Source organism: Pseudomonas sp. MPB03 (assembly GCF_046605385.1).
GTDB classification, from domain to species: Bacteria; Pseudomonadota; Gammaproteobacteria; order Pseudomonadales; family Pseudomonadaceae; genus Aquipseudomonas; species Aquipseudomonas zanjanensis.
The window spans coordinates 3,662,705-3,684,011 of the sequence record NZ_CP176770.1 but is presented as its reverse complement, the minus strand read 5'-3'; the positions used below and the strand labels follow the sequence as shown (position 1 = coordinate 3,684,011).

At 62.1% G+C, this 21,307-nt stretch carries 12 protein-coding genes; 7 read left to right on the top strand and 5 right to left on the bottom strand.

Translation table 11 applies throughout. From position 1 onward, the window contains the following. Positions 1-47 precede the first annotated feature (47 nt). The 4 genes from ACLH0I_RS16210 to ACLH0I_RS16195 form a co-directional block, all read right to left on the bottom strand. The gene (locus ACLH0I_RS16210) at positions 48-1,472 is read right to left on the bottom strand and encodes an efflux transporter outer membrane subunit (RefSeq protein WP_411384759.1); all 1,425 of its coding nucleotides are present in this window, start codon (positions 1,470-1,472) and stop codon (positions 48-50) included. Beyond that, positions 1,469-4,648 carry an efflux RND transporter permease subunit gene (locus ACLH0I_RS16205; RefSeq protein WP_411384758.1) on the bottom strand — a complete coding sequence of 1,060 codons (3,180 nt, stop codon included), beginning with the start codon at positions 4,646-4,648 and terminating at the stop codon, positions 1,469-1,471. Before ACLH0I_RS16205 ends, ACLH0I_RS16210 begins: the two co-directional genes overlap by 4 nt. Positions 4,649-4,663: 15 nt before the next feature. Then, positions 4,664-5,917, bottom strand: a complete 1,254-nt coding sequence (gene mexE, locus ACLH0I_RS16200) for a multidrug efflux RND transporter periplasmic adaptor subunit MexE (RefSeq protein WP_411384757.1) — start codon at positions 5,915-5,917, stop codon at positions 4,664-4,666. A 757-nt stretch (positions 5,918-6,674) separates the two neighbouring features. Beyond that, positions 6,675-7,439 carry a substrate-binding periplasmic protein gene (locus tag ACLH0I_RS16195; protein WP_250966003.1) on the bottom strand — a complete coding sequence of 255 codons (765 nt, stop codon included), beginning with the start codon at positions 7,437-7,439 and terminating at the stop codon, positions 6,675-6,677. A gap of 275 nt (positions 7,440-7,714) precedes the next feature. Here ACLH0I_RS16195 and ACLH0I_RS16190 point away from each other — a divergent pair, with 275 nt between their 5' ends. Then, positions 7,715-8,335 carry a TetR/AcrR family transcriptional regulator gene (locus ACLH0I_RS16190; protein WP_250966002.1) on the top strand — a complete coding sequence of 207 codons (621 nt, stop codon included), beginning with the start codon at positions 7,715-7,717 and terminating at the stop codon, positions 8,333-8,335. Positions 8,336-8,450: 115 nt separating this feature from the next. Here the strand turns inward: ACLH0I_RS16190 and ACLH0I_RS16185 are convergent, their stop codons facing one another. Then, entirely contained in the window at positions 8,451-9,911 is a 1,461-nt protein-coding gene (locus tag ACLH0I_RS16185) for an efflux transporter outer membrane subunit (RefSeq protein WP_411384756.1), read from the bottom strand. A gap of 213 nt (positions 9,912-10,124) precedes the next feature. On the opposite strand from ACLH0I_RS16185, the gene ACLH0I_RS16180 reads away from it, so the two are divergent. The 6 genes from ACLH0I_RS16180 (at position 10,125) to ACLH0I_RS16155 (ending at position 21,193) form a co-directional block, all read left to right on the top strand. Next, positions 10,125-11,234, top strand: coding sequence for an efflux RND transporter periplasmic adaptor subunit (locus ACLH0I_RS16180; RefSeq protein WP_411384755.1), 1,110 nt, complete (start codon positions 10,125-10,127; stop codon positions 11,232-11,234). Then, positions 11,231-14,311 carry an efflux RND transporter permease subunit gene (locus tag ACLH0I_RS16175; RefSeq protein ID WP_411384754.1) on the top strand — a complete coding sequence of 1,027 codons (3,081 nt, stop codon included), beginning with the start codon at positions 11,231-11,233 and terminating at the stop codon, positions 14,309-14,311. Before ACLH0I_RS16180 ends, ACLH0I_RS16175 begins: the two co-directional genes overlap by 4 nt. 46 nt (positions 14,312-14,357) lie before the next feature. Beyond that, positions 14,358-15,644 carry a beta-ketoacyl-ACP synthase II gene (gene fabF / locus ACLH0I_RS16170; RefSeq protein WP_411384753.1) on the top strand — a complete coding sequence of 429 codons (1,287 nt, stop codon included), beginning with the start codon at positions 14,358-14,360 and terminating at the stop codon, positions 15,642-15,644. Positions 15,645-16,838: 1,194 nt separating this feature from the next. Continuing rightward, positions 16,839-18,554: a type I secretion system permease/ATPase gene (locus ACLH0I_RS16165; RefSeq protein ID WP_411384752.1), complete on the top strand. Its 1,716-nt coding sequence runs from the start codon at positions 16,839-16,841 to the stop codon at positions 18,552-18,554. 19 nt (positions 18,555-18,573) lie between these two features. After that, entirely contained in the window at positions 18,574-19,884 is a 1,311-nt protein-coding gene (locus ACLH0I_RS16160; protein WP_411384751.1) for an HlyD family type I secretion periplasmic adaptor subunit, read from the top strand. A gap of 1 nt (position 19,885) precedes the next feature. Beyond that, on the top strand, positions 19,886-21,193 hold the full coding sequence (locus ACLH0I_RS16155; RefSeq protein ID WP_411384750.1) for a TolC family protein: 1,308 nt from the start codon (positions 19,886-19,888) through the stop codon (positions 21,191-21,193). The last annotated feature ends 114 nt before the right edge of the window (positions 21,194-21,307 follow it).

The following is a 21,307-nucleotide window of genomic DNA, read 5'->3' as shown; positions in this document are numbered from 1 at the left end:
TTTGGCTGGTTGCGGCCAACCAAAGGAGCTCGGTTGAGCCGGGCGGGTCAGTTGCTGGCGACGGTTTCCGGTTGCCAGCCGCCACCCAGGGCCTTGTAGATTGCGACGATGCCGCGGTACAGGTCCACTTCGGCCTGGGCCTGGGTGTCTTCGGCCGCCAGGCGTTCACGTTGGGCGTCGAGCAGCACGAGGAAATCCACGGTGCCTTCGCGGTAGCGAATCTCTGCCAGGTCGGCGGCGGCGCGGCTCGATTCGCTCTGGCGGATCAGCGAGATCAACCGCTGCTGACGCTTGCCATAGTCACTGAAGGCATTTTCCGACTCTTCCAGGGCCAACAGCACTTGCTGTTCGTAGTTCGCCAGGGCGCCGTCCGCCTCGGCATCGGCGCCGCGCAAGCGCGCCCGCACGCTGCCCAGGTCGAAAGCGGCCCAGGTAATGCTCGGGCCCAGCGCCCAGGCATTGGCGGCCGAGGAACCGATCTGCGAACCGCGTCCGGCGGTGAAACCGAGGAAACCGCTCAAGCTGACCCGTGGGAACAAGTCGGCCTTGGCCACGCCGATGCGCGCCGTGGCGGCGGCCAGTTGGCGTTCGGCACTGAGGATGTCCGGGCGCCGTTGCAGCAGTTCACCCGGGTCGCCGATGGGCAGGGCCTTGGCGATGGCTGGCAACTGTTTCGGGCTCAGGTCCACGCTGAGTTTGTCCGGGCGTTCGCCCAACAGCGTGGCGATGCGATTGCGTTGGCGCGCCTGCTCGGCCTGCAGCTGCGGCACGCTGGCTTCCACCGAGGCCAGGCGCGCATCGGCACGGACCACGTCGAGCTGATCGCCGACGCCGGCATCACGCAGGCTTTCGGTGATCTTGCGCGAATCCTGTTGGTTCTTCAGGTTCGCCAGGGCGATCTTTTCCCGCAGTTGTGCGCCGCGCAGTTGGCCGTAGGCATCCACCAGCTCGGCGATCATCGTCACCTGCAACTGATAGAGATCGGCTTCGATCGCCTGTTGATCGGCATCGGTGGCTTCCAGGTTGCGCTGGATGCGCCCGAACAAATCCAGTTCCCAGGCCATGTCCAGGCCCAGGTCGTAACGCTCGGAGTTGACTCGCTCGTCAGTCTGCCCCATCGGGTTCTGGCCTTTGCCCAGTTCGCTGCTGGCACGGCTGGTAATGGTCGGCATGGCGTCATTGCTGGCGTCATCGCGAATCGCCCGGGCGGCCCGCAAGCGGGCGAAGGCCACGCGCAACTCGCGGTTGCCGTCCAGGGAACGGGTCACCAACGCGTTGAGGGTCGGGTCGTCGAACTGCTGCCACCAGACGCCTTCGAAACGGGCGCGGTCGAAGTTCTTCTGGCCGGCGGCGCCGTCGGTGGCGGTGGTGATATTCGCCGCCTCCGTTTGCGGTGCCTTGTAGTCCGGGCCTACGGCACAGGCACTCAATGCCAGGACCAGCAAGCTCGGCACGAACACTTTCAAACTCATTGTTGCGCCTCCAGTTTCAAAGCCCGGGCCGCCTTGCGGGCCTCGCTGCGTTCGACGAAGTTGCGGATCAGTACATAGAAGACGGGGGTGAGCAGCAGGCCGAAGAAGGTCACGCCGAGCATCCCGGAGAACACCGCCACACCCATGGCATGGCGCATTTCCGCACCGGCGCCGCTGGAGAACACCAGGGGCACCACGCCCATGATGAAGGCGAAGGAGGTCATCAGGATCGGCCGCAGACGCAGGCGGCACGCTTCGAGGACTGCCGCCAGCGGGCTCATGCCTTCGAGCTGTTTATCCTTGGCGAACTCGACGATCAGAATCGCGTTCTTGCAGGCAAGCCCCACCAGTACGATCAAACCGATCTGGGTAAAGATGTTGTTGTCGCCACCGGAGAGGATCACCCCGGTAATCGCCGACAGCAGGGTCATCGGTACGATCAGGATCACCGCCAATGGCAGGCTCCAGCTTTCGTACTGTGCCGCGAGCACCAGGAACGCCAGCAGTACGCAGAGCGGGAACACGAACAGCGCGGTGTTGCCCGAGAGGATCTGCTGGTACGTCAGGTCGGTCCACTCGTACGTCATGCCGTTGGGCAGTTCGTCCTTGAGCAGTTTCTCGATGGCTTTCTCGGCCTGGCCGGAGCTGTAGCCCGGGGCGGCAGCACCGTTGATTTCAGCGGTGATGAAGCCGTTGTAGTGCATCACGCGGTCTGGGCCCGAGGTGTCGCTGACCTTGATGAAGGTCGCCAGCGGGATCATCTCGCCACGGTTGTTGCGCACCTTGAGCTGGCCGATCTGGTCCGACTCGAGACGGAACTGCTGCTCGGCCTGGACGTTGACCTGGTAAGTACGGCCGAAGCGGTTGAAGTCGTTGGCATACAGCGAACCCAGGTAAATCTGCAGGGTGTCGAAGATGTCGCTGACGGCCACGCCGTGGGTCTTGGCTTTTTCACGGTCGATGGCGGCATCGACCTGGGGTACGTTCACGGTGTAGCTGGTGAACAACCCGGCCAGTTCCGGCACGCTGCGGCTCTTGGTGATGATGTTCATGGTTTCTTTGTACAGCTCGTCGTAGCCCAGGTTGCCCCGGTCTTCGATCTGCAGGCGGAAACCACCGATCGTGCCCAGGCCCTGTACCGGCGGCGGCGGGAAGATCGCCATGTAGGCTTCCTGGATCTCCGAGTACTTGCCGTTCAAGGCACCGGCGATGGCGCCGGCCGACATGCTCGGGTCCTTGCGCTCGTCGAAGGGCTTGAGGGTCACGAACACGATGCCGGCGTTCGGGCTGTTGGTGAAACCGTTGATCGACAGGCCCGGGAAGGCCACGGCGCTTTGAACGCCCGGTTGCTTGAGCGCCAGGTCGGACATGCGCTTGATCACATCTTCGGTGCGATCCAGGCTCGCGGCGTCCGGCAGTTGGGCGAAGGCCACCAGGTATTGCTTGTCCTGGCCGGGCACGAAGCCGGTCGGGGTAGTGGAAAAACCGAAGAACGTCAGCACCATCAGGCCTGCATAAAGCACCAGGGCGATGCCGCTGCTGCGGATGACCCGCGCGACGGTGCCCACGTAGCCATGGCTGGCGCGCTCGAAGAAGCGGTTGAATGGACGGAACAACCAGCCACCGAAGAGCTTGTCGAGGAACTTGGAGAAACGGTCCTTGGGCGCGTCATGGCCTTTGAGCAATACGGCAGCCAGGGCAGGGGACAGGGTCAGGGAATTGATCGCCGAGATCACCGTGGAAATGGCGATGGTGAGGGCGAACTGCTTATAGAACTGACCGGTCAAGCCACTGATGAACGCCGCCGGAACGAAGACCGCGCACAGCACCAGGGCGGTGGCGATGATCGGGCCGGTCACTTCGCCCATGGCGCGCTTCGTCGCCTCCACGGGGGTGAGGCCCAGTTCGATGTTTCGCTCGACGTTTTCCACCACCACGATGGCGTCATCCACCACGATACCGATCGCCAGTACCAGGCCGAACAGTGACAAGGCATTCAACGAGAAGCCGAACAGGTGCATCACCGCGAACGTACCGATCAGCGAAACCGGCACCGCCACCAACGGAATGATCGAGGCGCGCCAGGTCTGCAGGAACAGGATCACCACCAGCACCACGAGGATCAGGGCTTCGAACAGGGTGTGTACCACCGCTTCGATGGAGCCGCGGACGAAGATCGTCGGGTCATAGACGATGCTGTAGTCCATCCCGGCCGGGAAGCCTTTCTTCAGCTCATCCATCTTCTCGCGAACGTCGTTGGAGATCTGGATGGCGTTGGAGCCCGGACGTTGGAAGATCGGGATCGCCACCGCCGGCTGGTTGTCCAGCAGCGAACGCAAGGCGTACTGGCTGGAGCCCAGTTCCACCCGGGCGATGTCCTTCAGGCGAGTGATTTCACCGTTGGCGCCGGAACGAATGATGATGTTCTCGAACTCTTCCTCATTGACCAGGCGCCCCTGGGTGTTGATCGACAGCTGGAAAGCCTGGGCATTCGGCGCCGGCGGCGCACCCAGGGCACCGGCGGCCACTTGACGGTTCTGCTCACGGATCGCGGTGACCACGTCGGTGGCGGTCAGGTTGCGCGAGGCGGTCTTGTTCGGATCCAGCCAGACGCGCAGGGAATAGTCGCCCATGCCGAACAGTTGCACATCACCCACGCCGCCCAGGCGCGCCAGCTCATCCTTGATGTTGAGCAGGGCATAGTTGGACAGGTAGAGCATGTCGTAGCGTTGGTCCGGCGAGGTCAAGTGCACGACCATGGTCAGGTCGGGCGATGCCTTGTCCACCGTGATGCCGATTCGGGTCACTTCTTCCGGCAGCTTGGGCTCGGTCCGGGTGACGCGGTTCTGCACCTGCACCTGGGCATTGTCCAGGTCGGTGCCGAGGGCGAAGGTGATGGTCAGGGTGATCTTGCCGTCAGCGGTGGACTGCGAGGACATGTACAACATGTTCTCGACACCGGTGATGGCCTGCTCCAGGGGCGCGGCCACGGTTTCGCCGATGACCTTGGGGTTGGCGCCCGGGAAGTTGGCGCGTACGACCACGGTCGGCGGCACGACTTCCGGGTATTCGCTGATCGGTAGCTGGAACAGCGAGATGGCGCCGGCGATCAGGATCAACAGCGAAAGCACTGCTGCGAAGATCGGCCGCGAAATGAAGAACTGGGAAAATTTCATCTTGGATTCAGTCCCTTAGTCGCGTGGGGTCGCAGCGGCCAGTTTGCCTGCCGAGCCTGACGCAGCCTTGGAGGGCGCGACTTGGGGCAGGTTGCTGGCTTCGAGCGCTTTACGTTGTTGTGCCAGGGCGGCAATGGTTTCTTCGCTGGCCATCGGCACGGTTTCAGGCGTAACCGGTGCACCCGGACGAGCCCGTTGCAGCCCCTTGACGATGATGGTGTCGTCCTTGTTCAGGCCGCTGCGCACGATGCGCAGGCCTTCGATCTTCGGCCCCAGCTCGACGGCGCGGTAGGCCGGCTTGTTTTCGGCGTCCATCACCAAGACGAATTTCTTGCCCAGGTCGGTGCCCACCGCTTCGTCGTTGATCAGCACGGCGGCGTAGGTGCCGCTGCCCACCAGCTTCAAGCGGGCGTACAGGCCTGGGGTGTAGGTGCCATCCTTGTTGTCGAACACCGCGCGGCCACGGATGGTGCCGGTCTGTGGGTTGACCTGGTTGTCGACGAAGTTCATCTGGCCCTGGTGCGGGTTGCCGTCCTCGTTGGACAGGCCCATGTAGACCGGCGTGGCCTGGCCGCGCTGGCCCTGGCGGGCGAGTTGGGTGTACTTGAGGAAGACCCGCTCATCGGCGTCGAAGTAGGCGTAGACCTTGTCGGTGGACACGACGCTGGTCAGCGGCGTGACATCGGCGGTCACCAGGTTGCCGGCGGTGATTTCCGCGCGGCTGACGCGACCGCTGATGGGCGAGGTAACGCGGGTGAAGCTCAGGTTCAGTTTCGCCAGGTCCAGCTGCGCCTGGATGGCTGCGGCGGCGGCGCGGGCTTCCTGGGCGGCGCTGGTGCGCGAATCCGCCAGCTCGGCGGAAATGGCATTGCTCAAGCGCAGGCGTTCGCCACGTTGGGCTTCATTCTCGCTGCGGGTGGCGGTGGCGCGGGCCTGGGCCAGTTGCGCTTCGAGACGACGGACTTCAGTCTGGAAGGGGCGTGGGTCGATCTGGAACAACAGGTCGCCCTTCTTGACCAGCGCGCCTTCGGTGAAGGCCACTTCGTCGATCTGCCCGGAAACCCGCGGGCGGATCTCAACGGTTTCTGGCGCTTCGAGGCGACCGGTGAATTCATCCCATTCGTTGACAGGCTGCTCCAACACCTTGGCCACACTGACTTTGGCCGGCGGCATGGACGCTGCCGTGTCGGGAGTCTTGCCGCAGGCGCTCATCACCAGCACCGCCAGCAGCGCGAGGGGAAAACGCAGTTTTGAAAGTGAATGTTCCATGGATAGCATCCGCCAATGTATTGAGAATGGGCGGATGATGCGTGGCGCAAGACACCGGAACGAATCGAATGAAGCAAAGGTAACTATCATTCAGAATGATATAAGCCATCAATGAGACCTCTAGTCCGGGCAATGGACCGTATTTTTGGAAACCGATGGGCTCGTGGCGAGGGAGCTTGCCCGGCATCAGGTCTGGAAACACCCGAGAACCCTTGTGGGAGCCGAGCTTGCTCGCGATGACGGTGCCCAGCCGACATCACCGCTAACGGACCCACCGCCATCGCGAGCAAGCTCGCTCCCACACGGAAATTGGCGGTGGACACAAACCTTGTGGCCACTCGAGAACCCAGCGGGAGGGCCATAGGGTTTTGTAGCCTCAACCAAACTGCCTTTGTGGCGAGGGAGCTTGCTCCCGCTGGGCTGCGCAGCGGCCCCAAAACCAAGCACCGCGTGGCGCCAGGCAGATCGCATGCAGCTTATTGGGGCCGCTTTGCGCCCCAGCGGGAGCAAGCTCCCTCGCCACGGGGTTGAGTGCCCGGCATCAGGTCTGGAAACACCCGAGTCCCCTGTGGGAGCCGAGCTTGCTCGCGATGACGGTGCCCAGCCGACATCACCGCTAACGGACCCACCGCCATCGCGAGCAAGCACGCTCCCACATCGGCTTCGGCAAGTCTTGAGTGAGTGGGTTGCCCAAGAGCGGGCTTTGCTTTCTTGTTATCAAGCTTATTGATGGTCGCCGGGTGAGCTTGACCCAAGCCTAATGCGGCAGATACAGGTCATGGACACGCTTGATGGTCCCATCCGCGCGAAGCGCTTCAACCGCTTCGCGCAAACGCTCGACCATTTCTGGCGAACATTGCTTCGAACAGGCCAGGTAAAGGTCGGCGCTGCTGCCGACCTTGCTCATGAGCAGTTTGCGCTTGGACACCTTCGGCCAGATGTATCGACTCTCCGGCACGCCGTTGAACCAGGCATCGATACGCCCCATCAACAGCATCTGGGCGGGATTGTCGCCAATGGCCAGCGGGTAGATCTGTTCATCGCTGAAGCCTTCGGTGCGCAGGATATCTTCCTGTGCACTGCCCAGGCCGACGCCGATCTTGCGGTAGGTTTCCTTGGCCTGGGCGAAGCTGCTCACCCGTCGTTCAAGGCTGAAAAAAGCTCGCTCCATGGGCATGATCGAGGCGATCCAGGTGAAACGATCCTCTCGGGTGGGGATGCGCGAAAGAGGCGTGATCAAGTGGTCATGCTCTTCACTGACATGTTTCTGTGCCCGGGCCCAGGGAAGCACATGGATCTTTACCGTATAGCCAGCCTTGGTCATGGCTGCCGCGGCGACATCGCCCACGATGCCGTAGCCCCTGGGATCGTTGACGAACGTCAGGGGCGGAGCCTCGAGAATGTGCAATTCAATTTCCAAGGCTTCAGCGCCGGCGTTGTGCACCACCAGCAACGGTATCAATAGACAAAGCCTGGATAGCGCCTTGGTGGGAACATTCAAAACGCGTTTGCTCAGGCTCATGGTCGATACTTCAGGCATTGGAAAGTGGGCGCCATTCTACGGGGCGGCGCCGGAAACAGCGTGCTGCAGGCCGTTTTATGTGATGCGGCGCACCCCGAGTGGGTTCGCCACAGTCGTTTTATCAGGACACGCCAGTCTGTTGCGTTGGCCTGACTGCGTGTATCTGAAGGTATAGATCATTGCATCGACAAAAGCGTTTAATTTGGCGCTTTGTGACGATACCTAGCAATGGTCACAAAGTTGTCAACGATCTTCAGGATGCGTAAGCTGCCCCCATGAACCAGCCATCCCTACCTTCGCCCAGTACCCGCGGCCCAGCCGATCATGAGATTCGCCACCAGATTGTCGCGGCGGCCAATGAGCATTTCAGTCAATACGGGTATGGCAAGACCACGGTGTCCGACCTGGCCAAGGCCATCGGTTTCTCCAAGGCCTACATCTACAAGTTCTTCGACTCCAAGCAAGCGATTGGCGAGGCCATCTGTAGCCAGTGCCTGGCCGAAATCGTCGCGGCGGTGGAGCAGGCCATCAGTGAAGATGGGCTTTCGGCGACGGAGCGTTTTCGCCGCTTGGTCAAGGCCTTGATCACTACGGGTGTTAACCTGTTTTTCAATGATCGCAAGCTCTATGACATTGCGGCGTTTTCCGCGTCGGAGCGCTGGCCCAGTTCGCAAGTCTATAACGCACGGATCAAGAACTTCGTGCTGCAGATCGTGCGTGAGGGGCGGGAGCTTGGAGAGTTCGAGCGCAAGACGCCATTGGATGAGACGGTCGACGCGATCCATCTGGCGCTGCGGCCGTTCGTCAATCCTTTGCTGTTGCAACACAACCTCGATTACGTCGACGACGCCCCCACGCTTACCTGCAATCTCATCTTGCGTAGCCTCATGCCGTGAGCTTTGATTGACGGTAACCGCGCATCAGTACCGGCTGTTACGGCTGTGCCGTTCTCTTGAGTGGATCCGCCATTTTTGTGACCAATCACATAGTTGGTCAGGAGGGCGAATTCAGTCAGCGAGCCGCCATCGGCTGGCCTTCAGCAGGCTGCCAGCCACCACCCAGCGCCCTGAATGCCGCCACCGCGGCCCGTGCCGATTCTGTACGTGCTTGCGCCCGTGCGTCGGAGACCTGCAGCAGCGTCGCGTCGGCATTGAGGACGTCGATCAGGCTGGCGGTGCCTTTTTGATAGGCAATGAACGACGATTGGCGGGCTTGCGTCAGCGAGGTTTCGCCCTGGGTGAGGGTGTTCGCCTGGGATTCTCGATTCACCAGCGCGGAAAAAGCGTTCTCGACGTCCTCGGTGGCGCGCAGTGCGGATTGGCGATAAGCCGCCAGCGCTTCGGCTTCCTGCCCCTTGGCCTGGTCGATTTGCGCGTTGATGCGGCCAAAGTCAAAGAGCCTCCAGCGCAGCCCCAGCGCGCCCGCCGCCTGGCTGGCATCACCGCTGAAAAGGTTGCCGGCGGAAACTGCCGTGGCACTGCCCAGTAACGCGCTGAGGGAAAATTTCGGGTAGTACTCGGCGACGGCCTCGCCGATACGCGCATTGGAGGCGGCCAAACGACGCTCGGCCACGATCAGGTCTGGCCGGCGGCGCAATAGATCGGCAGGGGCCCCCATGGTCGTTATCTGTGGCGCCAAAGGGATGGTCCGTCCATTTGCCAACTGCCCGCGATAGGTGCCGGGCGGGGTGCCGAGCATGACATCCAGGGCGTTCATGGCCGCGTCCAGGCCCGTTTGCAGCACGGGCCTCGTCGCCTGGACCTGCGAGAGGGTGCCCTCGACCTGATGAACCTGATAGCTGGCCGCAAGGCCCTTGCTGTAGAGCAGTTGGACTTTCTCCAACAGGTCCTGCTGTGTCTTGACTTGTCGGTTGGCAATGTCCAGCCGCGCCTGCAGTCCCCGAGCTGTGATGTAGAGGTCGGCAGTCTGTGCGGCGACAGCCAGGCGTGTGGCCGCGACACCTGCCTCGCTGGCCTGGTACTCGGCCAGCGCCGCTTCGCGTCCACGGCGCAGGCCGCCAAAGAGGTCCATTTCCCAACTGGCGCCCAGGTTGAGTTCGTAGGCGCTGCCGTAGCGATCGTAGCCAGGTGTCGAGTCCAGCACTTGGCCCAGTGGCGTTTCCACGGATTGATACGCGCGCGCAGCCTGGCCGTTGATGTTTCCAGAGGGCAATAACGCCGCATTGGCAGCCCCCAGGCCGGCCCGCGCCTGGGTGACACGGGCCGATGCCTGCGCCAGGTCCAGGTTCTGCTCGAGCGTCTTGGCAATCAGGTCGCTGAGCACTGGATCGGCAAAACCTTCCCACCATGTAGCCAGGCTGGCCGGCGTCGCTGCGGCCCTTTGCTCGACAGAGGCCTGGCCCAGGTAACGATGGGCGAGCGCAGTGTCTGGACGTTGATAATCCGGACCGACAGTGCAGCCTGCCATCATGCTGAAGCTCACCAACCAAGCAGCGGGGCGTAGGGGCGACATTGGGATTCCTGGAGTCGTGGATGATTTGTGACCATATTATAGTGTGGTCACTTTCTGTCAATGAGCACTCATGGGGCAAACATTTGTAATGTGACTGAATAAAGGTTATGCGGGAGATTGATCAGGATGTGGATCGGATTGTGACCATTGACAGTAATGGTCACGAGATTGAGAATGCGGTCTCTCTGTCCACATTTGCCAAAAAGGGAACCTATGCGCCGGCTCCGACCTGTCACCTTTGCCGCTTGCTTGTTGCCGCTCGTCCTGACGGCGTGTGGCGATTCCTCCGCCACCAAAGACCCGCGCACCCTTGCCCCGTTGGTGCGGGTCGCCCAAGTTCAGGGATCGTCCGACGCCACGCGCTCTTTTACTGGCGTGGTGGCCGCTCGTGTCCAAAGTGACCTGGGCTTCCGGGTGTCGGGCAAGGTGCTCGAACGTTTGGTCGATACCGGGCAGGCGGTAAAACGCGGTCAGCCGCTCATGCGCCTCGACCCCATCGACCTGGGGTTGCAGGCCCGAGCCCAGCAAGAAGCAGTCGCTGCCGCCCGGGCCCGGGCCAAGCAGACCGCCGATGACGAAGCGCGCTATCGTGATCTGGTTGCCGCAGGCGCTATTTCCGCATCGGGTTACGACCAGATCAAAGCCGCCGCCGACACCGCCAAGGCCCAACTCAGCGCCGCGCAGGCCCAGGCTGACGTCGCCCGGAACGCATCGGGTTATGCCGTGCTGCTCGCCGATGCCGACGGTGTCGTGATGGACACCCTGGCCGAACCCGGGCAAGTCGTCAGCCCCGGGCAAACCGTGGTTCGACTGGCGCGGGCCGGTCAGCGTGAAGCGGTTGTGCAGTTGCCTGAGACCCTGCGACCTGCCGCAGGCGCCACCGCCCAGGCGACGCTTTATGGCGCTAGCGCGGACGCTGTCACCGCAAAGCTGAGACTGCTGTCGGATTCGGCCGACCGCGTGACGCGCACCTTCGAGGCCCGGTATGTGCTGGAGGGGGCGTTGGCCAATGCACCGCTGGGGGCGACCGTTACGCTGCGCATCGCCGAAGGTTCCGCGCAACGGCAGGCGCTGCAAGTGCCGATAGCGGCCATTTATGATTCGGGAAAAGGTACCGGCGTATGGAGCATTGACGGCGAATCGGCGAAAGTCATCTGGCGACCTGTGCAAGTCCTGGGGCTGAGCGACGACGCCGCGCGCGTCTCCGGTGATCTCAACGTGGGCGAGCGCATTGTCGGGCTCGGCGCCCATCTGCTGCGCGAGGGTGAAGAAGTGCGGCTGGCGCAACCGGGTGACGTGAAGGTTGCCGGGGGCCGTCCATGAGCCTCAACCTGTCGGCACTCGCCGTTCGCGAGCGATCCATTACCGTGTTTCTGATTTTCCTGATCGCCGTCGCGGGGACCTTGGCGTTCTTCCAGTTGGGGCGCGCCGAGGACCCACCGTTTACGGTCAAGCAGTTGACCGTCATCACCGCATGGCCGGGCGCAACCGCCCAGGAAATGCAGGACCAGGTCGCCGAACCGCTTGAAAAACGCTTGCAGGAATTGAAGTGGTACGACCGCACGGAAACCTACACCCGTCCCGGCCTGGCCTTCACCATGGTGTCGCTGGTCGATCGAACGCCACCTTCGCAGGTGCAGGAGGAGTTCTATCAGGCGCGCAAAAAACTCCAGGACGAAGCGCTCAAGTTGCCCGCGGGTGTCATCGGGCCCATGGTCAATGACGAGTTTTCCGATGTGACGTTCGCGCTGTTCGCCCTGAAAGCCAAGGGCGAGCCGCAGCGATTGCTGGTGCGTGATGCCGAAGCGTTGCGCCAGCGACTGCTGCACGTGGCGGGGGTGAAAAAAGTCAACATCATCGGCGAGCGGGCCGAGCGTATTTTCATTTCCTTCTCCCACGATCGGCTGGCCACCCTGGGCGTCTCGCCCCAGGATATCTTCGCGGCGCTGAACAGCCAGAATGCGCTCACGCCAGCCGGTTCGATCGAAACCAATGGACCGCAGGTCTTCCTTCGGGTCGACGGCGCGTTCGATAAGTTGGCGAAAATTCGCGACACGCCCCTGGCGATTCAAGGGCGCACGCTCAAGCTCTCGGACGTGGCGACCGTCGAGCGTGGCTACGAGGATCCAGCCACGTTCCTGGTGCGCAATAACGGTGAAGACGCGCTGTTGCTGGGCGTCGTGATGCGTGAAGGCTGGAACGGCCTGGACCTGGGCAAGGCCCTGGATGCGGAGACGACCAGGATCAACCAAGACATGCCCTTGGGCATGACCCTCACCAAAGTCACCGACCAGTCGGTGAACATCGACTCGGCCGTCGGCGAGTTCATGGTCAAGTTCTTCGTCGCGTTGTTGGTGGTGATGATCGTCTGCTTTCTCAGCATGGGTTGGCGTGTGGGGGTGGTGGTCGCGGCGGCGGTGCCATTGACGTTGGCCGTGGTGTTCGTGGTCATGGCGGCTACCGGCAAGAATTTTGACCGCATCACCCTGGGATCACTGATCCTGGCGCTCGGGTTGTTGGTGGACGATGCCATCATCGCTATCGAAATGATGGTGGTGAAGATGGAGGAGGGCTACGACCGGATCAAGGCCTCCGCCTATGCCTGGAGCCATACGGCCGCGCCGATGTTGTCCGGTACGCTGGTGACAGCGATCGGATTCATGCCCAACGGTTTCGCCCAGTCGACCGCCGGCGAGTACACCAGCAACATGTTCTGGATCGTCGGTATTGCCCTGATCGCGTCCTGGGTGGTGGCGGTAGCGTTCACCCCTTACCTGGGGGTGAAGATGTTGCCGGACATCAAGCAGGTCGAGGGTGGCCACGCAGCCATTTATAACACTCGCCACTACAATCGTTTTCGCCAGGTCCTGACCCGGGTCATCGCGCGCAAATGGTGGGTGGCCGGCACAGTGGTCACGACATTTATCGTGGCGATCCTCGGCATGGGCCTGGTGAAGAAACAGTTCTTCCCGACCTCCGATCGCCCCGAGGTGCTGATCGAAGTGCAAATGCCCTATGGCACTTCCATCGAGCAGACCGGCGCCACCACCGCCAAGGTCGAGGCCTGGTTGCAGAAACAGGACGAGGCGAAAATCGTCACGGCCTACATCGGCCAGGGGGCGCCACGTTTCTACCTGGCGATGGCGCCGGAACTGCCCGATCCGTCGTTCGCCAAGATCGTCGTGTTGACCGACAGCCAGGAAGCGCGCGAGACCCTCAAGTTCCGTCTTCGCGAGGCGGCAGCCGAGGGCCTCGCCCCGGAGGCGCGCATCCGCGTGACGCAACTGGTGTTCGGCCCGTATTCACCGTATCCGGTTGCCTACCGGGTGATGGGGCCGGATCCGTCGAAGTTGCGCGAGATCGCGGCGCAGGTCCAGGGCGTCATGCAGGCGAGCCCGTTGATGCGGACCGTCAATACCGACTGGGGGCCACTGACGCCGACGTTGCATTTCACCCTGGACCAGGACCGCTTGCAGGCGGTAGGCCTGACGTCCAATGCGGTCGCGCAGCAATTGCAGTTCCTGCTGGCGGGGGTGCCGATCACGGCGGTTCGCGAGGACATCCGCTCGGTGCAGGTGGTCGGTCGTGCGGCCGGTGACATTCGCCTCGACCCGGCGAGGATCGAGGGCTTTACCCTGGTGGGTGCGGCGGGCCAGCGTATTCCGCTGTCCCAGGTGGGCGAGGTCGATGTGCGCATGGAGGATCCGATTCTTCGTCGACGTGACCGCACCCCGACCATGACCGTGCGCGGCGACATTGCCGAAGGCTTGCAGCCACCGGACGTATCGAGCGCGATCATCAAGGCCCTGCAGCCGATCATCGACACCCTGCCGAGCGGCTATCGGATCGAGCAGGCAGGCGCCATCGAGGAGTCGGGCAAGGCCGGCAAGGCGATCGTGCCGCTGGTGCCGATCATGGTGGCCCTGACCCTGCTGATCATCATCGTGCAGGTGCGTTCGATCTCGGCCATGATCATGGTGTTCCTCACCGCGCCCCTGGGTTTGATTGGGGTGGTGCCGACGTTGCTGATCTTCCAGCAACCGTTCGGGATCAACGCCCTGGTGGGCCTGATCGCGCTCTCGGGCATCCTGATGCGCAACACGCTGATCCTGATCGGGCAGATCCATCACAACAAGCAAGAGGGGTTGGAACCCTTCCATGCGGTCATCGAAGCCACGGTGCAACGGGCGCGTCCGGTCCTGCTGACGGCGTTGGCGGCCATCCTGGCCTTTATCCCGCTAACGCACTCGGTGTTCTGGGGCACGCTGGCCTACACGCTGATCGGCGGCACGTTCGTCGGCACCATCATGACGTTGGTGTTCCTGCCTGCGATGTACGCCATCTGGTTCAAGATCCGTCCTGACGCGCCAGCGCACACCCCGGCAGTACCGTTGGCGTGAGCCAGCCATTCAATGAACGTCGACTGAGCAAATGAAGAGGTTTCAAATGATGACTTCCCAAGGGCAAAAACGCATCGTCGTCACTGGCGTGGGCATTGTCGGCCCGCTGGGTTGTGGCGTGGAAGAAGTCTGGTCGCGCTTGCTGGCTGGGCGCTCCGGCATTCGTCTCTTGTCTGGCGATATCACCGAGGGGACGGGCGTGGCCGTGGGCGGGCAGGTGCCGTCGTTGGAAGAAGACCCCATCGCCGGTTACGACCCCGAGCGCATCATCCCAGCCAAGGATCGCAAGAAAATGGATCGCTTCATCGAGTTCGCCCTGGTGGCGGCCGAAGAAGCGTTGCAACAGGCGGGCTGGAAACCGACCGATGCCCACGACCAGGAGCGGACGGGGACGATCATCGCCTCGGGCGTGGGTGGCTTTGGCGCGATTGCCGGTGCGGTCCGCACCACTGATGAGCGAGGTCCGCGCCGATTGTCACCGTTCACGGCACCGGCCTTTCTTGCCAACATGGCGGCCGGGCACGTGTCCATCCGTCACGGTTTCAAAGGTCCGCTCGGTGCGCCGGTCACTGCCTGTGCGGCGGGGGTGCAGGCCATTGGCGATGCGGCCAGGCTCATCCGCAGCGGCGAGGCGGATATCGCCGTATGCGGCGGGACGGAAGCCGCGATAGATCGCGTAACCCTGGGTTGTTTTGCCGCCGCTCGTGCGCTATCCACCGGTTTTGCCGAGCGCCCGCAAGAGGCCTCGCGGCCTTTCGATCGAGATCGCGACGGCTTTGTCATGGCCGAGGGGGCAGGGGTGCTGGTGATCGAGTCGCTGGAGCACGCCCTTGCCCGCGGCGCCCAGCCGTTGGCGGAGTTGGTCGGTTACGGCACCAGCGCCGATGCCTACCACCTGACCGCCGGCCCGGAAGATGGCAACGGCGCCCGGCGCGCGATGGAGCAGGCGTTGCGCCAGGCTGCGGTCAGCCCTTCAGACGTGCAGCATATCAATGCCCATGCGACGTCCACCCAGGTTGGCGACAATGGTGAGCTGGCGGCAATTCGCTCGGTGTTCGGGCGCGGTTCCGATGTGGCGATCACCTCCACCAAGTCGGCCACCGGGCATCTGTTGGGGGCGGCGGGTGGTATCGAGGCTATTTTTACGGTGTTGGCGCTTCGGGACCAGATTGTTCCGCCGACCTTGAACCTGGTTCATCCTGACGAGGGGGCTGTGGGGCTTGATCTGGTTGGTCTTTGTGCCAGGGAGATGCCGATTACCCATGCGCTTTCCAATGGGTTTGGGTTTGGTGGGGTTAATGCCAGCGTGTTGTTTCGTCGTTGGGAGGCGTGAGTTTGGGTAGTTAAGGTGGTGTGTATATCCGTTATTTAGGTAACGGCCGCTTGTGGTTCCGCCCTTACGGCGGGTCACTTTTGGAAGAGCGCCAAAAGTAACCAAAAGCGCTTTGCCCCACCACTCGGTGCCTCGCTAGGGCTCGGCATGCCCTCACTCCGGCATTGCTCCGTGGGCCGCCGCGAAGGGCCATCCATGGCCCAGCGCGGCTAACCCGGCATCCATGCCGGGTTGCCCACTCCACAATGCCTGCGTTCGGCCAGCGTGGTTAACGGGGCGCTCAGATCAAAGTCCAAAGCAAGAGCAAGAGCAAGAGCAAGAGCAAGAGCAAGAGCAAGAGCTGGGCACAGGCAGGTATCTATGTGGCTGGGCTACCGCTATCGCGAGCAAGCTCGCTCCCACACTGGATTTTCGACAGTCACAAAATGCACATGCGCCGCAGAACCCTGTGGAGCGAGCTTGCTCGCGATGAGGCCGGCCCATCCAACATCACCGCAAACTGACGCACCGCCTTCGCGAGCAAGCTCGCTCCCACATTGGATTTTCGACAGTCACAAAATGCACATGCGCCGCAGAACCCTGTGGAGCGAGCTTGCTCGCGATGAGGCCGGCCCATCCAACATCACTGCAAACTGACACACCGCCTTCCCGAGCAAGCCCGCTCCCACACTGGATTTTCGACAGTCCCAAAATGCACATGCGCCGCAGAACCCTGTGGGAGCGAGCTTGCTCGCGATGAGGCCGGCCCATCCAACATCACTGCAAACTGACACACCGCCTTCCCGAGCAAGCCCGCTCCCATACTGGATTTTCGACAGTCCCAAAATGCACATGCGCCGCAGAACCCTGTGGGAGCGAGCTTGCTCGCGATGAGGCCGGCCCATCCAACATCACTGCAAACTGACACATCGCCTTCGCGTGCAAGCTCACTCCCACAGGACAAACGCGGTCCCATCAAGAACTAGGTGGGCTATCAAGCCGCCTCGGGAAGGACATTGATCTCGGGCGCCCACGCCGCACGGCCTACCCGCCAATTTTCCCTTAAGAACCCCGCAAGCATGCCGATACAACGCGGTAGATCCGATTGCGCCGGCGCCCTAGCGGGATCCCGCCGAAAGATATCCCAGGCGTTCACACGCCTGTGCCCATGTGATTTTTCAGGTTTGACCAGAATCGGACCTCAGGTGATAAACCATGTCAGCCCACGCCAGGACCGAACTGGAAGGCGCCCTTGCCGTCTGCAAGGGTAGTTTTCTGTCCGTTGGTTTTTTCAGTTTTTTCGTCAACTTGCTGATGCTCGTTCCTTCGTTCTACATGCTGCAGGTGTATGACCGCGCGGTAGGCAGCGCCAGCGTGTCGACGCTGTTGATGCTGACGCTGATCATGTTGCTGTTGATGATCACCATGGGCGGCCTGGAGTGGGTCCGTTCGCGGATCATGGTGCGGATCAGTACGCGTCTGGATACGCTGCTGAGCCAGCGTCTGTTCGACGCCAGTTTCAAGCAGGCGCTCAATACCAGTGGCCTGAATGCCACGGCCCAGCCTTTGAGCGACCTGAACGGCTTGCGCCAGTTCCTGACGGGCAACGGCCTGTTCGCGTTTTTCGACGTGCCGTGGATTCCGATCTACCTCGCGGTCATGTTCATGTTCCATCCCTGGTACGGCTGGATGGGAATCGTCAGTGCCGTGTTGCTCGGGGCGCTGGCCTTCGCCAATGAAAAGCTCACCCATGCGCCGCTGCAGGCGGCCAACCGTGAACAGATGGCAGCCACTGCGCTCACCCACAAAAGCTTGCGCAATGCCGAAGTGGTGGAATCCATGGGCATGCTTGCCAGCCTGCGCCAGCACTGGAGCGGGCGAACCCATAAGATTCTTGCCCTGCAAAGCCTGGCCAGCGACCGCGCCGCGACCATGACCTCGGTGTCCAGGACGTTCCGGCAAATCGTTCAGTCGCTGGTGCTGGGCCTGGGCGCCTATTTGACGATCAATCACGAGATTTCGTCCGGACTGATGATTGCCGGCTCGATTTTGCTAGGGCGTGCGTTGGCGCCCATCGATCAGTTGATCGGCGTATGGAAAGGCTTCCTGGGCGCCCGTTCGCAATACGCCCGGTTGCACGAATTGCTGCTCAAGGTGGCCGCCGAGCCTGAGCGCATGCCGCTGCCGGCGCCTGAAGGGGCGATTCGCGTCGAGGGCCTCTCGGCGGGAGCCCCGGACGCGCGCAAATCGATTATTCGCGGTGTGACTTTCCAGGTGAGCGCAGGCGAGGTGGTGGGCATCATTGGTCCCAGCGGTGCGGGGAAGTCGACCCTCGCCAGGGCATTGCTGGGCGTTTGGCCAAGCCTGGCCGGCACCGTGCGCCTGGACGGTGCGGACATCAGCCAATGGCGTCGGGAGGAGTTGGGCCAGTACATCGGTTATCTGCCCCAGGACATCGAACTCTTCGAAGGCTCGATCAGCCAGAACATTTCCCGCTTTGGCACGGTGAACGCACCGGCCGTGGTTGCCGCCGCGCGCATGGCGGGGGTCCATGAGTTGATTCTGCAACTGCCCGATGGCTACGACACCTTGATCGGTGCCAATGGCGGTGGATTGTCCGGCGGCCAGCGACAACGTATCGGCCTGGCCCGCGCCTTGTACGGCGAACCGCGCCTGGTGGTGCTCGATGAGCCGAACTCCAACCTGGATGATGCCGGCGAAAAAATGCTCGCCGAGGCGCTGCAAAAGCTCAGGCAGAGCAGGGCCACGGTGTTTGTCATTACCCATCGATCCGGGGTGCTGGCGCAGGTGGACAAACTGCTGGTGCTCAATCATGGCGAACTGAGTCTGTTCGGGCCGCGGGACCAGATTCTGGCACGCCTGCGAGACGCAACACCCGCGGCCCGCCAGGCTGCCGCGATTCAATCGTAGGAAACGGATGAGCCATTTCATGCAAAACACTAAGCACTCATCCGCCGCCTTGCCCATCGATGACAGGCCGATACGCCGCGTCGGTTACGTCATGCTGCTGGTCACGTTTGGCCTGTTCGGTGGCTGGGCGGCATTGGCCCCGCTCGACAGCTCGGCACTCGCGTCGGGCGTGGTCACGGTCAAGAGTTACCGCAAGACGGTGCAGCATCTGGAAGGTGGCATTGTGCGCGAACTGCGGGTGCACGACGGGGACTTGGTAAAAACCGGTGATGTGTTGTTGGTGCTCGACAATACCCAGGCACGTTCGGACATGGAAACGACCCGCAGCCAGTTGATCGCCGCGCTCCAATTGCAGGCCCGGTTGGAGGCTGAACGTGACGCGCTGCCCGAACCAGTCGCGGTGCCGACCCTGGACCTCGGGGACCCGCGGGTACAAGAAGCCCGCGACAGTGAAGCGCGAATTTTCCAGACTCGACGGACCTCGTTGCTGGGCGAAATCGGCTTGCAAGAGACGACCATCGGACAAATCGAGGAACAGGTTCGCGGATTCAAGGCCATCATCGCCAGCAAACAGATGCTGGCCGCCTCCTATCAAGAAGAAATAGTCGACTTGCGGGCACTGCTTGCCGAAGGCTACGTGGACAAACAGCGCCTGCGCGAGCAGGAGCGCAGCCTTGCTCGCCTGCAAACCGAAATCGCTGAAAGCCAGTCCGAGATCGCGCAAGCGCGGGTCCATGTCGACGAGGCGAAGTTGAAGATCCTGCAGTTGAAGAAGGCCTTCGCCAGCGAGGTCGCCGGCCTGCTGGGCGATGCGCGGACCAAGGTGTACGAATTGCGCGAGCGATTGGCAACCCTGCAGGACCGCGATCAGCGTACCGATATTCTCGCGCCGGAGTCCGGAATGGTCATGGGCATGACCGTCCACACCCTGGGTGCCGTGGTCAGCCCAGGCACTGCGCTGCTGGACATAGTCCCAGCCAACGAGGAGCTGATCGTCGAGGCCCAAGTGTCGCCGATGGACATCGACCGCATTGCCTTGGGCAAGTTGGTGGACATTCGCTTCAGCGCATTCAAGAGCAGCACCACGCCCGTCATCGAGGGACGGTTGGTGCAGATTTCCGCTGACCGCCTGATCAACAAGGACACTGGCGCAGCCTATTACCTGGCACGCGTGGCCCTGACGGACAAAGGGCGCCAGACGCTGGGCAACCTTACCCTGGTGCCGGGTATGCCGGTCGAAGTGCTGGTCAATACGGGCGCGCGGACGCTGTTGCAATACCTGATTCAGCCGGCGAGCAACGTGTTCGCTCGTTCGTTGATCGAGGACTGAGATGAAGTGCTTGATCATGATGTGCCTGGCCCTCGTGCCGTTGGGAGTCCTCGCTGACGACACTTATGTCGACCTGTGGCAATTGCACCAGGAAGCGCAGGGGGCTGATCCGCGCATCCTGCGGGCACAAGCCCTGACCCGCAGCGGCGAGGGCAAGGAACGCGCAGCCTTTGGCCAATTGCTGCCGCAGCTCAATGCCAGCAGCAGCCTCAACCGCAGCCGGCGCGACGATGACCTGAACCGTATCCAGTACAACGGCAAGCGTATGGCCGTGGTGCTCAACCAGGTGATCTATGACCCGCAGGTCTGGCGCAGTTATCAGAAGTACATCGAGTTGACCCGGCAGAGTGGCTATGAGTCCGACGATACCCGGGTGCAGGCCAGCATTGATCTGTCCGAGCGCTACTTCGCCGTGCTTGCGGCGGAAGACGAACTGTCGCTGGTGCGCAGCGAACTGGAGGCGACCGAGCGTAACCTCAAGCGCGTCAAGGCCTTGTACGCGCGGCAGATGGCGATGGTCACCGACGCACTGGATCTTGAGGCGCGGGTGGATGCGCTCAAGGCTGACGAGATCGAAGCCAGCAACAAAGTCCTGGTCAATCGTGAAGCCATCTCTGAACTGGTGGGGCGCGATGTCAGCGAGCGATTCAAGCGCATTGGCGACAATCCAGCCTTCAGTCTGCCGGCGCAAGCACAAGACGATTGGGTGCAGGCGGCGCTGGACAGCAACCCGGCGCTGCACGCCCGCGAGCACAGTGTCCGCGCCGCCGAGGCGGCCATCGCTGAAAACAAGGCGGGGCATCTGCCTCGGCTGGGGCTGAACTTGACGGCGCAACGCAGTGACATCGGCTATGAAGGCGCCGTGACGCCGCGCTCGGACAACCTCGTTGCTTCCCTGGACTTGCAAATGCCGCTCTACAGCGGCGGTTCTACCCGTGCACGGGTATCGAGTTCCGAAAGTGACAAGGAAGTCGCCCAGCAAGAACTGGAAGCCTTGCGACGCCAGGTCATCAAGGAAACCCGCACGGCTTATCTTGGCATGACGGCCGAACTCAGTCGGATCAAGGCAACGCGTCGCGCGCTGGAATCGGCTGGAAAGTCACGGGTAGCCACGGAAAAAGCCTTCGGCTACGGCGTCAAGAATGCGGTCGATGTGCTCGATAGCATCAAGGAAGAGTTTCGTGCACGGCGTGATTTCTATCAGTCCCAATACAAGTTCGTGACCAGTTTGCTGGTGTTGCATCGCTGGAGCGGGCGATTGGGAGATGACGACGTTCGCAAGGCCAACGAGTGGCTGGTTGCGCCATAGTTCGTGGATTCAAGCCTGGAAAAAGTGGCCAAGTGATATCACTTTTTCTGTTTCTAATGCAAAATAACCCCTTTGTAGCGGCCGCATTCTGGAAGGCCGCAGATTGCTTACAGG

Coding starts and splice junctions, on each gene's coding strand:
- ACLH0I_RS16160 (WP_411384751.1), top strand. CDS start 18,574: ATGCAAAACACTAAGCACTCATCCGCCGCCTTGCCCATCGATGACAGG.
- ACLH0I_RS16165 (WP_411384752.1), top strand. CDS start 16,839: ATGTCAGCCCACGCCAGGACCGAACTGGAAGGCGCCCTTGCCGTCTGC.
- ACLH0I_RS16175 (WP_411384754.1), top strand. CDS start 11,231: ATGAGCCTCAACCTGTCGGCACTCGCCGTTCGCGAGCGATCCATTACC.
- ACLH0I_RS16190 (WP_250966002.1), top strand. CDS start 7,715: ATGAACCAGCCATCCCTACCTTCGCCCAGTACCCGCGGCCCAGCCGAT.
- ACLH0I_RS16185 (WP_411384756.1), bottom strand. CDS start 9,911: ATGTCGCCCCTACGCCCCGCTGCTTGGTTGGTGAGCTTCAGCATGATG.
- ACLH0I_RS16180 (WP_411384755.1), top strand. CDS start 10,125: ATGCGCCGGCTCCGACCTGTCACCTTTGCCGCTTGCTTGTTGCCGCTC.
- ACLH0I_RS16195 (WP_250966003.1), bottom strand. CDS start 7,439: ATGAGCCTGAGCAAACGCGTTTTGAATGTTCCCACCAAGGCGCTATCC.
- fabF (WP_411384753.1), top strand. CDS start 14,358: ATGATGACTTCCCAAGGGCAAAAACGCATCGTCGTCACTGGCGTGGGC.
- ACLH0I_RS16205 (WP_411384758.1), bottom strand. CDS start 4,648: ATGAAATTTTCCCAGTTCTTCATTTCGCGGCCGATCTTCGCAGCAGTG.
- mexE (WP_411384757.1), bottom strand. CDS start 5,917: ATGGAACATTCACTTTCAAAACTGCGTTTTCCCCTCGCGCTGCTGGCG.
- ACLH0I_RS16155 (WP_411384750.1), top strand. CDS start 19,886: ATGAAGTGCTTGATCATGATGTGCCTGGCCCTCGTGCCGTTGGGAGTC.
- ACLH0I_RS16210 (WP_411384759.1), bottom strand. CDS start 1,472: ATGAGTTTGAAAGTGTTCGTGCCGAGCTTGCTGGTCCTGGCATTGAGT.